The sequence below is a fragment of the Amycolatopsis sp. NBC_01307 genome (assembly GCF_035975215.1).
Taxonomy (GTDB): Bacteria; Actinomycetota; Actinomycetes; order Mycobacteriales; family Pseudonocardiaceae; genus Amycolatopsis.
In genome coordinates this window covers 5109354-5123613 of record NZ_CP108403.1, presented here as the reverse complement: position 1 = coordinate 5123613, position 14260 = coordinate 5109354, and the positions used below count along the sequence as shown (strand labels likewise).

The window sequence follows — 14260 nt, the reverse complement described above, 5'->3', positions numbered from 1 at the left end:
CCTGGTCGGGGCCCGGTCCTGCACGTTCGTGCTGCGTCGAGGCACGAAACGCGCGTCTCGGCGTCTCAGCGTCTCAGCTTGCCCGGCGCAGGGCGGCCGGTGTGGTGCCGAGCTGGGCGCGCAGCACGCGCGTGAGGTGCTCCTGGTGCGAGAAGCCGCAGCGGACGGCGATCTCGGCGATCGGTTCGGTGCCGGTGCGCAGCAGCAGCCCGGCCTGCTCGACGCGCAGCCGCAGCAGGAATCGGTGCGGCGGCAGGCCGGTGCGGGCCTTGAACTGCCGCGAGAACTGGCTGACGCTCAGCCCGGCGAGCGCGGCCAGGTCGGCCAGCGGCGCCGGCTCGGCCAGCTGGTCCGCCATCCGGTCGCGCACCCGCGCGAACTGCCGGTCGGACAGGCCGCGGGCCGGCTCGGGGAGCAGGACGCGCCCGGCGTGGTGGTGGCGGACGAGCTGCGCGGCGACGAGCGCGCCGAGCTGGTCGGCGTAGGTCCGGGCGCTCGGCTCCCAGTCGCGGACGACGCCGTCGAGGCTCAGCACGAGCTGTTCGAGCAGCGGATCGCTGCCGAACTCCTCGGCGAGCCGCACGGGCGCGTCCCCGCCGGCCGCTTCCTGGACGGCGTCGTCGGCGACGTAGACGTGCACGGTGTCGAGCTCCCCGCCCAGCTCGACGGACAGGTCGACGTGCGACGGCTGCAGGAACAGCCCGCCGGCGGGCATCCGCCGGCTCTGCTCGTGGGGCGTCCCGACGCCGCGCCGGACCGTCACGGGCCCGCCGAGGTGCAGGATCAGCTGGTGGCTGCGCGCGGGCCCGAACGCGGCGCGATAAGGGCGTTCCCGCTGCTTGGAGAGGTAGACGCGGTCCCAGCCGAGACCGGCGCTGGTGCGTTCGGGGCGGACCCAGGGCAGCGCGAGGATGCCGTTGGTGTCGGTCAGCCCGAGTTCGCCCACGCCTGCCTCCTCGACGTCGAGGCCGACCCCGATCGTACCCGCGCGAAGGGTCGGCCCACGTCCTCAAACAGTCGGCTCACGTGCCCAGGCGGTCGGCTCACGAACCGACCCTCCAAGTACGTGAGCCGACGGTCCGGGTCAGCCTAGGCTGGCGCGGCCGTGGCGCCAGTAGCCGAGGAATGCGATGCCGGACTTCGGCCAGCCGCGGTCGCGCACCAGGTGGCGGCGTACCCCGGTGGCGAGCGCGGTCTCCCCGGCGACCCAGGCGTAGGCGCGGCCGGGCGGCAGGTCGGCGTCGCGGACCGCCTGCAGCGCGAGCGTGCCCGGACGGGCGGGCCGGAGCCGGGGCAGCCAGTGCAGCCGGACCCCGGACGGGGCCTCGACCTCCCGGATGTCCGATTTCGCGGGCACCTCCAGGAAGACCTCCGCGACCAGGTCGGCGGGCGCGCCTTCGAGGATCGCCAGGACCGCGGGCAGCGCGCTCTCGTCCGCGGCGAGCAGCTGCCAGGCCACCCCGGCCGGCGGCAGGTAGCCGACGCCGAGGTCGAAGACCCCGGCCGGGTCGCCCGGACGGGCGCGACGGGCCCACTCGGCGGCCGGGGCGTCGCCGTCGTGCAGGGCGAACTCGATGTCGATCTCGCCGGGGCGGGACCGCCGGATCGTGTAGTTGCGGACCCACGGGCGTCGGCTCTTCGGCATCAGCAGGACCTCGGCCATCCAGCCTTCGTGGTCCCGGGTCGGCATCCGCAGCCCGTCCTGCCCGGCGCGCGGGAAGAACAGCCGGACGGCCTGGTCGTCGCCCGCCGGCTCGAACTCCGCCAGCTCCGGGCCGCCGAGGGTGAGGGTCCGGAACGCCGGGCTCGGCGCCGTGTTCGCCAGGACTTCGAGGGTGATCATCTTCCGCGTCTTCGCGCGGCGGACCTTGGGGATCATCAGACGTCCAGCACGAGCCGGGGCGAGAGCGCGCGGGAGACGCACGCGTACATCCGGCCGGGCGGTGCGCCGATGTCGTCGCGGTGCTCGGGTTCGCCGTCGACGACCTTCAGTTCGCAGCTGCCGCAGACGCCTTCGCGGCAGCCGGAGGGCACCGGGCGCCCGGCGTGGGTCAGCGCGTCGAGCAGGGACTCGTCCGGCGGGACCTGGATCGTCCCGCCGGAGCGGGCGCAGACGACCTCGAACGCCGTGTCGGGCCCGAACACACGGCGGGTGGGCTGGAAGCGTTCGGCGTGCACGCGCGGGAACACGGCCTCGGCCGCGGCGAGCATCGACGCGGGGCCGCAGCAGTAGACCTCGGCGCGCGGGCTGAACGCCGCGAAGTCCGGCCGGCCGCGTTCGGTGGTGGGGAACAGCCGCACGCGGTCGCCGTACTCAGCGAGGAGTTCCGAAGCGAAGGGCATGGTCGCGAGCGATCGGCCCGCGTACACCAGCGTCGCCGAGGCACCGGATGCGACGGCCGCCTGCAGCATCGGCACCATCGGCGTGATCCCGATCCCGCCGGCCAGGAACAGGTATTCGGGTGCCGGTTCCAGCGGGAAGTGGTTGCGCGGCACCGAGACTTCGAGCGTCCGGCCGGGGCGCAGGTACCGGTGGACGTACTCCGAGCCGCCGCGGCTGAGCGGGTCGTGGCGGACCGCGATCCGGTAGCTCGTGAGGTCGCCCGGGTCGCCGCACAGCGAGTACTGCCGGGTCAGCCAGTTGGGCAGCGCGAGGTCGACGTGCGCGCCCGGCTCCCACGGCTCGAGCGGTCCTTCGTCTCCCTGCAGGACAAGGGAAACGACGTCGTCGGCGAGCCGCTCGACGCGGTCGAGGATGGTCTTCTGCATGGGTCAGTACAGCTTCCGGTAGCCGGCTTCGAGCATGGCCTCGAACTGCGCCGGGTCGACGTCCACGCCGAGCTGGTCGGACACGATCTCGCCGGCCGACGGCAGTTCGCCGGCCAGGGCCTGGCTCGCGGGGTCCCAGAGGTGGGAGCGGATCAGCGCGCGGCCGCAGTGGAAGAACACCTGCTCGACCTCGACGACGATCGCCAGGTCCGGCTCCTTCGCCTCGGTCCGCATCCGAGCGAGCACATCGGCGTCGTCGGTGACGTACGCGCGGCCGTTGACCCGCACGGTTTCCCGCACGCCGGGGACGAAGAACAGCAGGCCGACGCCATCGTTCTCGGCGATGTTGCGGAAGGAGTCGGCGATCTTGTTGCCGGCGCGGTCGGGCATGGCGAGCGTGCGCTCGTCGAGGACCTTCACGAAGCCGGGGTAGTCGCCGCGGGGCGAGCAGTCGGCCCGGCCCGCGGCGTCGGCGGTGGCGAGGGTGAGGAAGGGGGAGTGGGCGATGAAGCGGCGGACGTGCCGGTCGACGTGGCCGAGGATCTTGGCCTCGATCATCGCCTCGGGTTCGCCAAGCCGCGCCCGCACCTCGGCCATGGAGACTCGGCGCAGCATGTTTGTGCTGGTCATGACACAATTATGAGCAATCATTCGGATCTGGCGCTACTCGCTTTTGGGGAGCGCGACAGGAGGAGCCGTGCCGTCGGACCCGCGCCGCATCCAGCCACGTAAACAGCCCCGCCAGGTCCGCGCCGAGCTCACCCGGGAGCGGATCCTCACCGCGGCTGCTCACGTTTTCGCCGAGCACGGTTACGCCGCGGGCACCACCAACCGCATCGCCGAGCGGGCCCGGATCTCCATCGGCTCGCTCTACCAGTACTTCCCGAACAAGGACGCGATCCTGGCCGAACTGCTGATCCGGCATCTGGATTCCGGGGAGGAGTCGACCGGCTGGCAGCAGCGCCACGAGCTGACCGGCTCGCTCGACGAGATCGTCCGCGCCCTGGTGCACCTGGTGATCGAGCACCACCTCGACGACCCGCAGCTGCTGCGCCTGCTGCTGGAGCAGGCGCCCCGCTCGCAGGAGCTGCTGGAGAAGGTGGGCCGGTACGAGCAGGCCCGGATCGCCTTCGCCCGTGACCTGTTCGACCGGCACCCGGAAGTCGGGGTCGCCGACACCGCGACGGCCGCGAAACTGGTCGTGACGACGTTGGAGCTGGTCGTGCACCAGCTCGTCGCGTCGCGGGAGCCGGTGGACCTCGACCGGCTGGAGAACGAGCTGGTCGGCATGCTCACCCGCTATCTCAGGGGCTAGCTCCTGAACGGCGTCCAAGACTTTCGTCCTCCTCCGCGCGGGGGAGGGCACGCGGCCTGACGTAATGCTCGCCGGTGGCCGGAAGTTTCACAGGTGCACGCGGGGAGTGCGTGCACGTCCTCAGCAAGGCCGGGGGGCCTGAGGGCAGACGGGGAGTGGTGCCGGGCCCGCGCAGGGGCGGGCCCGGCACCGCCCGGGCGCTGCCGGAGTGAGTCTGCTCGATGGGCCGCCTGGGCGCGAAGACCGCGAGCTTGACTTGCTCCGGCAGCGCCTAGCTGTCGCGGGCGGCGAGGGCGGCCTGGGTCCGGCTGGTGACGCCGAGCTTGGCCAGGACGTTGCCGACGTGCGCCTTCACCGTGCGCTCGGCCAGCCGCAGCCGGGCCGCGATGTCGCGATTGGACAGTCCTTCGCCCAGCAGCTCCAGCACGTCGCGCTCGCGCGGGGTCAGCGTGCCGCCCGCGGTCAGCGCCGCCGCGGCCGCCGGGCTCAGCGCCGTCACGCCGTCGTGCGCGGCCCGGACGGCGGACGGCGGCGAGCTGAGCCACGGGCCGCACGAGGGTGAATGGGTCGTCAGCGTCGTGCTGCCGGCAGCTGCGACACGGTCACGAAACCGGAAGCCGCGCTGCTTGAGCCCGTCGAGGATCGGCCCGAGCGCCTGGCGCGTCGGCTCGCGGGACGCGTACATCGCGTGCAGCAGCACGATCGAGCCGGGCCGCACCTGGGCGAGCGTGGTGTCGCGGATGGTCGCGGCGTCCGGGGTGCCCGCGGAGCGCGGCTTCCGGGGCCCGCGCGTGCGACGCCAAAGCCGTGAAGGCCTCCTTACCGGCCATAAGAGCCGGTAAGGAGGCCTTCACGGACAACGGCTCAGAGCGGGTTGAACTCGCCCAGCGGGGCGGTGCAGAAGGGGCCGCCGACGAACTCGGCCGCCGCGCCCGTGGGGGCGGGGCGGGGCGCCAGCTGCTCCGCGTAGACCTCGGCGTCGTCCAGGGACTTGTAGCCCAGCGCCTCGGCTTCGGCCAGCGAGTAGATCCGGCGCGTGTTGTCCGAGACGCCCCAGATCAGCCGGTAGCCCGGCGACGGCGCGGCGAGGCAGGCCTCGAACAGCCGCGCGCCGTCGTCGGGGGAGAGCCACGTCGTGAGGCCGCGCGGGCCCAGCGGCAACGGCGTCTCGAAGCACGAGCCGATGCGGATCACGATGACGTCCATCCCGAACCGCGAGTGGTACAGGCTGCCGAGCGCCTCGATCACGGCCTTGCTGACGCCGTAGTAGGTGTCCGGGCGCGGCGAGGAGTCCGCGGGCAGGTCGTCGTCGTTGCGCCGGAAGCCGACGGCGTGGTTGCTCGACGCCAGGAGCACGCGCTTGACGCCGGCTTCGCGAGCGGCCTCCAGCACCGTGTGGGTGCCGTCGATGTTGACGTCGAGAGTGGCGGCCCACGAGTTCTCGCGGCTGTGGCCACCGAGGTGGATCAACGCGTCGACGCCCTCGCACGCCGCGGCCATCGCGGCGGCGTCGGTGACCGATGCCGTCACGACCTCCTCGGCGGCGTCCGACGCCGCCTGCGGGGCCACGTCGAGCAGGCGCAGCACCCGGCCGGGGCGCCGCAGGCGGGGGCGCATCAGGGTGCCGACGACACCCGCCGACCCGGTGATGAGCACACGCTGGTCCGTCAATGGACTTCCTTCCGTAAGGGCGGCGGTCAGCGGATTCCGGCCCGGCGCAGCTGCTGCCCGAGCTCGGCGGTGGTCTCCGCCAGCAACTCGCCGACGCGCTGGGCGTCGGCGTCGGTCACCTGGGAGATGGGCATCGAGCAGCTGATCGCGTCCGTGCCCGGGATCCGGTAGGGGATCACCGCGGCGACGCACCGGACGCCCAGCGTGCCCTCCTCGATCTCGGCGGCGTACCCGCGTTCGCGGGTCGCGGCGCACTCGGCGTGCAGCGCTTCGAGCGAGGTGATGGTGTTCGGGGTCAGCGGGATCAGCGTCGACGGCAGCAGCGCCTCGATCTCTTCGTGCGTCAGCTCGGCCAGCAGGGCCTTGCCCAGCGCGGTCGCGTGCGTGGGCAGCGTGCGCCCGACGCGCGAGACGAGGTGCGTGGAGCGCTGCGACTCCCGCGTCTCCAGGTAGACGACCTCGGTGGCGTTGCGGCGCGCGAAGTGCGCGGTGAAGCCGGTCTTCTCCCGGATCCGCTCCAGGGCCTCGGTGGCGAACGGGACGACGGCGTCGCGGTCGAGGTAGGCCGTGCCGCAGATCAGCGCGCGAACGCCGAGCCGGTAGCGGGCGGTGTTGGCGTCCGCCTCCAGCCAGCCGGCTTCCAGGAGCGTGCGCAGCAGGCCGTGCAGCGACGAGCGCGGGAACCCCGTGCGCGCGTGCAGGTCGGAGAGCGAGAGCCAGACGTCGTTCGCCGCGAAGGTTTCGATCAGATCGACCGCCCGGCGCGCGGATTTCACCCCTGACGACTCGGCGGGCGCACCGTCGGTCGCCGCCGGGTTGGCCACCTTTTGCGGCATTTTCGCGCCTCCGTCCGGCCGTTGACTTGTGACTCCGGCCATATTAGCGTCCCGAACAGCGTTCTTATGGATGAACATAATCACTATAACAGATCCCGTTCATGGATGTGAATATGCTCGTTCACGTGCCGGCGGAGACGCTCGAGTACAACGGAGGCAGGGGAAGCCCGGTGCGGCACCGCAAAGCAGCGCCGGGTACGACCGTGCCCACCTGACCCGGCCACCATCCGGCCGAAACCGACAAAAGGACGAGAGAGCAGAAACTGATGGCACAGACCGAGATCGCGCTGGACGGCCTGCTGGCGTTCCCCCTCACCCCGTTCACCGAGGACCTCGAGGTCAACCTCGACGCGCTCGCGGAGAACGTGGAGAGCCACATCGCGGCCGGCGCCGGTGCGCTGTTCGTCGCGTGCGGCACCGGCGAGTTCAGCTCGCTCTCGCCCGCCGAGCACGCCGCGGTGCTCGCCAAGTCCCGTGAGGTGGCCGCCGGCCGCGTGCCGGTCTGGGTGGGGGCCGGCGGTGGCGCCGCGGCGGCGCGGGCCGGCGTCGCGGCGGCCGAGGCCGGCGGCGCGGACGGCGTCCTGCTGCTGCCGCCGTACCTGGTTTCCGGGCCGCAGGCGGGCTTGGTCGACTTCGTCCGCTACGCCGTCGGCGACACGTCCGTGCCGGTGATCGTCTACCACCGCGGCACCGGCGTGTTCACCGCGCCGGCCGCGGCGTCGCTGCTCGACATCCCCTCGGTCGTGGGCCTCAAGGACGGCTACGGCGACGTCGAGGTGATGACCCGGATCGTCACCACGATCCGCTCGCTCGACACCGATCGCGCGCGGGACTTCCTGTTCTTCAACGGGTTGCCGACCGCGGAGATGTCCGCCAAGGCGTACGCCGCGATCGGCGTCGCCCGCTACTCCTCGGCCGTGCACTGCTTCGCGCCGGAGATCGCCCACCGCTTCCACCGCGCGCTCGCCGAGGGCGACAACACGACGATGGACACCCTGCTGGCCGGGTTCTACCTGCCGCTGGTGGCGCTGCGCGACGAGTCGCCCGGCTTCGCCGTGTCGCTGGTCAAGGCCGCCGCCCGGCTGCGCGGTGACAAGGTCGGCTCGGTCCGGCCGCCGCTGGTCGAGCCGACGCCGGAGCAGATCGACCGGCTGCAGAAGGTCGTGGAGGACGGCTTCACGACGTTGAAGGCGCTGAGCTGATGAAGATCCTCGATGTGGTGCTGACCCCGGTCGCGTTCGCCGACCCGCCGCTGCTCAACGTCATGGGCGTGCACGAGCCGTTCGCGCTGCGCGGCATCGTCCAGGTCAAGTGCGAAGACGGGATCGTCGGGCTCGGGGAGTCCTACGGTGACGAAGCGTTCCTCGGCGAGGTGCGCAAGGTGCTGCCGCGGCTGCGCGGCCACGACGTCTTCGACCTGCCCGGTCTGCAGCGCCTGGTCGCGCAGGCGCTGTCGGGCACCGTGCTGACCGACGCGCACGGGCTGATCGGCGGGTTCTCCATCCGCAAGACCGTCGCCAGCGTGTACTCGCTGTTCGAGGTCGCCTGCCTGGACGCGCAGGGGCAGCTGCTCGGCCGCCCGGTGAGCGACCTGCTCGGCGGCAAGGCGCGCGACGCCGTCGAGTTCTCCGCGTACCTGTTCTACAAGTACGGCAAGCACGTCGACGGCCGCGAGGACACCTGGGGCGAGATCACCACGCCCGAGACCCTGGTCGGCTCGGCGAAGCGGATGATCGACGAGTACGGCTTCCGCTCGATCAAGCTCAAGGGCGGCGTCTACGAGCCCGCCCAGGAGGTCGACGGGATCCGCGCGCTGGCCGAGGCGTTCCCCGGGCACCCGCTGCGGATCGACCCGAACGCCGCGTGGACGCCGGAGACCGGCATCCGCGTCGCCGCCGAGCTGGACGGCGTCCTGGAGTACCTCGAAGACCCGACGCCGGGCATCGAGGGCATGGCCCGCGTCGCCGAGCAGGCGTCGATGCCGCTGGCCACCAACATGTGCGTGGTGAACTTCGGCGACGTCGAGCCCGGCTTCCGGGCGCGCGCCATCGGCGTGCTGCTGTCGGACCACCACTTCTGGGGCGGCCTGCGCGCCACCCAGTCGTTGTCGGTGACCTGCGAGAGCTTCGGCGTCGGCCTGTCGATGCACTCCAACAGCCACCTCGGGATCAGCCTGGCCGCGATGGTGCACGTCGCCGCGGCGACCCCGCACTTGACCTACGCCTGCGACACGCACTGGCCGTGGAAGGTCGAGGACGTCATCGAGCCGGGCGTGCTGGAGTTCCGCGAGGGCGCCGTCGCGGTGCCGGCGACGCCGGGGCTGGGCGTCACGCTCGACGAGGACGCGCTGGCGAAGCTGCACGAGAACTACGTCCGATGTGGACAGACCAAACGGGACGATGTGACCTACATGCGCAAGTACGTCGAGGGTTTCGAGCCGAACACGGCGAGGTGGTGACCCGGTGAAGGTGACCGGATACGCCTACCCGTGGGACGTCCTGGAGGACGGCTTCCTCGACCGTGCGCGCGGCCTCGGCGTCGACGAGGTGGCCGTGGCGCTGTCGTACCACAGCACCCGCGCGGCGACGCCCTGGTCGGCGTCGCGCACGGCCGTCGTGGCGCGGCACGCGGCGTTCCACCGGCCGGTGCGCCCGGACGCGTGGGGCTCGCTGCGTCCGTCCACTCCGGACTGGATCACCGCGCAGGACTCCGGCGGCGACGCCGTCCGGCTGCTCAACGAGGCCGGGATCCCGGCCGCCGCGTGGATCGTGCTGACGCACAGCTCGCAGCTCGGGTACGCGCACCCGGACGTCGCCGTGCGCAACTGCTTCGGCGAGGCCTACCCGTGGGCGCTGTGCCCGTCGCAGCCCGCGGTGCGCGAGTACGCCGCGGCGATGACCGCGGAAGCCGTCGCCGGGCTCGAGCTGTCGTCGGTGGTCCTGGAGGCGTGCGGCCCGCTCGGCGCGGTGCACCAGCACCAGCACGAGAAAACCGACGGCGTCTGGGCGCCCGCGGTGGCCCGGCTGCTGTCGATCTGCTGCTGCGACGCGTGCGCTTCTTCGTGGGACCTCGATGCGGACACCGTCCGCGCCCAGCTCGTCGAGGAGGTGCGGCGGCTCGTCGCCACCGGGGACCTCGGTGTCACGGCCGACGCTTTGCCTGATTCGCTTCGTCAGGATCTTCTGTTTACAAGACAGAAGGCCACCGACCTGCTGCGGGCCGCTGTGCTGGCCACGCTCCCGGCGGGCACCCGGATCGTGCTGCACGGCGCGCTCGACCCCTGGGTCACCGGCGCGCTGCCCGGCCTCACGCCGGGCGCCATCGAGGACGCCGATTCCGTCGTACTCTTCGGCTGGGCGCCCGCGACGGGGGCCGACGCCGTCGCCGCGGCCAGGGAGGCCCTGCCGGAGCGGGTGGCGATCGGCAGCTACATCACCGCCGTGGCGGCCGCCCCCGTGCCCGACATCGCCGCCTACGTCGGCGAGCTCGCCAAGGCGGGCGCGGCCGAGCTACACCTGTACCACCTCGGACTGGCCGGTCCGGGCCGCTGGCGCGACCTGGACACCGCCACCGCCGCCGCCCACGAGAACTGAGGAGCTGTTCCCGAAATGAGCCAGGCCACCGACGCCGCCACGCTCGAGAAGATCCTGGCGGCCGCCGCCGAAGCCGCCCGTCCGGCCGCCGAGGCCACCCCGGCCGAGCGCGGCCGCTGGCTGACCGCGGCCGCCGACGCGCTCGACGCCGCGGCCGGCGAGCTGGTCCCGCTGGCCCACGCCGAGACGCACCTGCCCGCCACCCCGCGGCTGGCCGGCGAGCTGAAGCGCACGACGTTCCAGCTGCGGCTGTTCGCCGAGTCCCTCACCGACGGCGCGTACCTCGGTGCCACCGTCGACCACGCCGACGCCGGCTGGCCGATGGGCCCGCGCCCGGACATCCGGCGCGTCAAGACCGCGATCGGCCCGGTGCTGGTGTTCGCGGCCAGCAACTTCCCGTTCGCGTTCAGCGTCGCCGGCGGTGACACCGCGTCCGCGCTGGCCGCGGGCTGCCCGGTGATCCTCAAGGCGCACCCGGGCCACCCTGAGCTGTCCGCGCAGACCGGCCTGATCGTGCGCGAAGCGCTGCTCGAGGCGGGCGCTCCTGCGGGCCTGTTCAACGTGATCTTCGGCCAGGACGAGGGCGTCACCGCGCTGAAGGACCCGCGGATCGCGGCGGCGTCGTTCACCGGGTCGATCCCGGGCGGGCGGGCGCTGTTCGACATCGCGAACGCGCGGCCGCGGCCGATCCCGTTCTACGGCGAGCTGGGCAGCGTGAACCCGGTCGTCGTCACCGAGGGTGCGATCGCCGCCCGCGGCGAGGCCGTCGCGAAGGGCTACGCGGGGTCGTTCACCCTCGGCGCCGGCCAGTTCTGCACCAAGCCGGGCCTGCTGTTCCTGCCGGAGGAGCACGGCCTGACCGAGACGCTGCGCTCGGCGTTGGAAGGCGCGGCGCCCCAGCCGATGCTCAACGACCGCATCGCGAGCGGGTACGCCTCGACGCTCGCGAAGCTTCGCGAGGTCCCGGGGGTCGACGTCGTGTCGGCGTCGCCGTCCGAGGCGCCCGCGTTCACCCCTACGCTGCTCGCCACCACCGGCAAGCAGTTCCTCGAGGGCGGCGAGGCCGTGCACCAGGAGTGCTTCGGGCCGGCGTCGCTGATCGTCACCTACGCCGACCAGGCCGAGCTGCTGCGCCTGCTCGACGTCATCGAACCGGGGCTCACCGCCACGATCCACGGCGAGGAGTCCGACGCGGACTGGATCCGGCCGGTGCTGCCGGCCCTGGCCCGCATCGCCGGGCGGCTGCTGTGGAACGACTGGCCCACCGGCGTCACGGTGAGCTGGGCCCAGCAGCACGGCGGCCCGTACCCGGCCACGACCGCCCCGACCACGACGTCCGTCGGCACCGCCGCGATCGAGCGTTTCCTGCGCCCGATCGCGTGGCAGGGCTTCCCGGACGCGCTACTGCCCGAACCCCTGCAGGAGGCCAACCCCTGGCAGCTGCCCCGACGCACCGACGGAACCCGCTGACCCCGTCGTGAGTGGTAATGAGGGTTCTAACCCTCATTACCACTCACGACCCCGAACGCCGCCGCACGACCGCATTCCGTTCCCCATCCCCGCAAGCCAAGGATGTCTTGATCCTGGGAGGCATTGTCATGCCCGTGAACCGGAGAAACGCCCTGCGCGGCGGCGCCCTGGCGGCCGCTTCCACCGTGTTCCTCACCCGTCCGGCGTTCGCCTCGGCCGCTACCCCGGTGGCCGCGGCGAGTGGCGTTCCCGCCGCGACCGCGCCGATCGTCGCGGCCTACCGGCAGCTGCAGAGCGGCATCAACCGGCCCTCGCCCGAGCGCACCGCGGCGCTGGCCAACCTGAGCCGCGTCGCGAAGGCGTACCACGACAGCCTGTCCGTGGCGGGCGGTGGCGCTCCACTGTGGACGGACCTGCCGCTCGGCCCCGGCAGCGACTACACGACGTCGATGTACGCGCGGCTGCGCGCCATCGCCGTCGACTGGGGCACCCCGGGCGGCGCGCTGTCCGGCGACCCGGCTGTGCTCGCCCGGATCAAGGCGGCGCTGGAGCTGATCTACGCGAGCCAGTACAACCCGAATGTCGGCGAGATCGGCAACTGGTACACCTACGAGATCGGCGTCCCGTACTACGTCCTGCACACGCTGTCGGTGGTCGCCGACCAGCTGACCGCCGACGAGCTGGCCCGCTACGTCAGCCCGATCAAGCGGTTCGTGGGCAACCCGAACGTCCGCGCGAACAACACGGCGCTCGTCGAGACCGGCGCCAACCGCGCGGACAAGGGCCTGATCTCGATCGTCGCCGGCGCGCTGATCGGTGACACGGCGTGGATCAAGACCGGCATCGACGCGCTCACCGACGTCACGGGCGGGGGCGCGGCGAGCGTCGTCGCGCGGCTGGACCGCGCGGCGGGCGACGGCTTCCACGTCGACGGCTCGTTCATCCAGCACGACACCATCCCGTACCCCGGGCACTACGGCATCGTGCTGCTCACCGCGCTGGCCGGCGCCATCCACGTCACGCAGGGCACCGAGTTCGCGCTCCCGCAGCCGTTGAAGGACAAGATCTACGGGCTGGTCGCGGACGCGTTCGCGCCGTTCGTCTACGCCGGCGCGCTGGTGGAGCCGGTGCGCGGGCGGATGCTGTCGCGCCAGGGCGAGACCGGGCACGACATCGGCCACCAGCTGACCGTGGCGACGCTGGTGCTGGCCCGCACCGCTTCGGGCAAGACCAAGACCGACCTCAACGCCCTCGCGGCGAAGTGGATCACCGAGGGGACGTACGCGCCGTTCCTCAAGATCCCGGACCCGGAGCGGTTCGCGCCCGGCCCGGACCTCGTGGCGACGCCGGGCATCGAGTTCGCCCAGGACATGCCGGCGGCCCACGCCCGCCCGGCGCGGACGACGGCCACGCACCGGCTCTTCGGCCAGCAGGACCGGATGGTGCACGTCACCGAGGACTGGACGGCGTCGCTGGGCGTCAGCTCGACGCGGATCTCCCGCTACGAGTCCATCAACGGCCAGAACCTCAAGGGCTACCACGTCGGCGATGGCGTGCTCTACACGTTCGTGCCGAACGCGAAGGGGCACTACACCGACGCGTACTGGCCGACGGTCGACCCGCTGCTGCTGCCGGGCACGACCGAGAACGCCGGCCCGGTCGACCCGGCGTTCGGCAACGTGCCGGTCGGCCCGAACACCCACACCGGCGGCGTCCGCTGGGACGACAAGCACGGCGCCTACGCGTTCGACTTCAAGTCCTGGGACGGTTCCCTGACCGGCAGGAAGTCCTGGTTCTTCACGCCGTCCGGGATCGTCTGCCTGGGTGCCGGGATCACCAGCACCTCGGCGGCCGCGGTGCGCACGACGATCGAGAACCGCAACCTCGGCGAGGGCGGGCGCGGGACGTTGACGGCGGACTTCCGGCGCGTCGCGACCGATCTCGGGAAGGCCTCCGCGCTGCGGCGGCCGAAGTGGGTGCACCTGGAGGACGTCAGCGGGTACGTGCTGCTCGACGACGCTTCGGTGACGGCGTTGCGGGAGGACCGCACGGGCGCGTGGCGCGACATCGACACCGGCGCCAACACCAAGGGCACGACGACGCCGAACACTCGCCGGTACCAGAAGCTGGTGCTGGAGCACGGGATCAAGCCGGTGAACGCGACGTACGCGTACGCGGTGCTGCCCGGCGCGTCGGTCCTCGGCACGGTCGCCGCGGCCGGGGTGTTTTCGGCGTGGCAGGTGCGGGCCAACACCGCGACGGTCCAAGCGGTCCAGGTCGGCGAGACCCTGCTGGCGAACTTCTTCGCGGCGGATTCGGTCGGTGACGTCCGCGTCTCCGGACCGGCGTCCGTGGCGATCGGGCGGTGCGGCTGGGGCAGGCAGCTCGCGGTGTCGGACCCGACGCAGACGCAGGACAGCGTCACGGTGACGGTGCGCGGGAAGTCCGTGGTGGTGCCGCTGAAGGGCAGCTTCGGCGCGACGAAGGTCGTGCCGCTGCCGTGACATGCGGGGCTTCGCCCCGGCCGGGGGCTCCGCCACCCGGACCCCCGAAAGCTGATGTAGGCCTCCCCGCCGGGCCGGTGTCCCGACCTGGCCCGGCGGGGC

At 72.5% G+C, this 14260-nt stretch carries 13 protein-coding genes; 6 read left to right on the top strand and 7 right to left on the bottom strand.

The features are described 5' to 3' along the window. Positions 1–73 precede the first annotated feature (73 nt). The 4 genes from OG439_RS21420 to OG439_RS21405 form a co-directional block, all read right to left on the bottom strand. The gene (locus OG439_RS21420) at positions 74–946 is read right to left on the bottom strand and encodes an AraC family transcriptional regulator (protein ID WP_326951132.1); all 873 of its coding nucleotides are present in this window, start codon (positions 944–946) and stop codon (positions 74–76) included. Positions 947–1084: 138 nt separating this feature from the next. Next, a complete protein-coding gene (locus OG439_RS21415) occupies positions 1085–1879 on the bottom strand; it encodes a siderophore-interacting protein (RefSeq protein WP_326951131.1) in 795 nt (264 codons plus the stop codon). Further along, entirely contained in the window at positions 1879–2769 is an 891-nt protein-coding gene (locus OG439_RS21410) for a PDR/VanB family oxidoreductase (RefSeq protein ID WP_326951130.1), read from the bottom strand. The genes OG439_RS21415 and OG439_RS21410 overlap by 1 nt, the downstream gene beginning before the upstream one ends. Before the next feature lie 3 nt (positions 2770–2772). Further along, a complete protein-coding gene (locus OG439_RS21405; protein ID WP_326951129.1) occupies positions 2773–3399 on the bottom strand; it encodes an MSMEG_1061 family FMN-dependent PPOX-type flavoprotein in 627 nt (208 codons plus the stop codon). A 67-nt stretch (positions 3400–3466) separates the two neighbouring features. On the opposite strand from OG439_RS21405, the gene OG439_RS21400 reads away from it, so the two are divergent. Next, the gene (locus tag OG439_RS21400; protein WP_326951128.1) at positions 3467–4084 is read left to right on the top strand and encodes a TetR/AcrR family transcriptional regulator; all 618 of its coding nucleotides are present in this window, start codon (positions 3467–3469) and stop codon (positions 4082–4084) included. Positions 4085–4355: 271 nt separating this feature from the next. On the opposite strand, the gene OG439_RS50420 is transcribed toward OG439_RS21400, so the two are convergent. From OG439_RS50420 to OG439_RS21385, 3 genes are all read right to left on the bottom strand, one after another. After that, positions 4356–4802, bottom strand: coding sequence for a LuxR C-terminal-related transcriptional regulator (locus OG439_RS50420; RefSeq protein ID WP_442792317.1), 447 nt, complete (start codon positions 4800–4802; stop codon positions 4356–4358). Between the two features lie 146 nt (positions 4803–4948). Beyond that, positions 4949–5755, bottom strand: a complete 807-nt coding sequence (locus tag OG439_RS21390; protein ID WP_326951127.1) for an NAD-dependent epimerase/dehydratase family protein — start codon at positions 5753–5755, stop codon at positions 4949–4951. A 26-nt stretch (positions 5756–5781) separates the two neighbouring features. Next, entirely contained in the window at positions 5782–6591 is an 810-nt protein-coding gene (locus OG439_RS21385) for an IclR family transcriptional regulator (protein WP_326951126.1), read from the bottom strand. A gap of 266 nt (positions 6592–6857) precedes the next feature. On the opposite strand from OG439_RS21385, the gene OG439_RS21380 reads away from it, so the two are divergent. From OG439_RS21380 to OG439_RS21360, 5 genes are all read left to right on the top strand, one after another. Beyond that, positions 6858–7793, top strand: coding sequence for a 5-dehydro-4-deoxyglucarate dehydratase (locus OG439_RS21380; RefSeq protein WP_326951125.1), 936 nt, complete (start codon positions 6858–6860; stop codon positions 7791–7793). Continuing rightward, complete coding sequence (locus tag OG439_RS21375; protein WP_326951124.1) at positions 7793–9049, top strand: glucarate dehydratase family protein; 1257 nt, start codon at positions 7793–7795, stop codon at positions 9047–9049. Before OG439_RS21380 ends, OG439_RS21375 begins: the two co-directional genes overlap by 1 nt. A gap of 4 nt (positions 9050–9053) precedes the next feature. Further along, positions 9054–10184 carry a hypothetical protein gene (locus OG439_RS21370; RefSeq protein WP_326951123.1) on the top strand — a complete coding sequence of 377 codons (1131 nt, stop codon included), beginning with the start codon at positions 9054–9056 and terminating at the stop codon, positions 10182–10184. Between the two features lie 15 nt (positions 10185–10199). Beyond that, positions 10200–11654, top strand: coding sequence for an aldehyde dehydrogenase (NADP(+)) (locus OG439_RS21365; RefSeq protein WP_326951122.1), 1455 nt, complete (start codon positions 10200–10202; stop codon positions 11652–11654). Between the two features lie 128 nt (positions 11655–11782). Next, a complete protein-coding gene (locus OG439_RS21360; protein WP_326951121.1) occupies positions 11783–14158 on the top strand; it encodes a polysaccharide lyase 8 family protein in 2376 nt (791 codons plus the stop codon). The last annotated feature ends 102 nt before the right edge of the window (positions 14159–14260 follow it).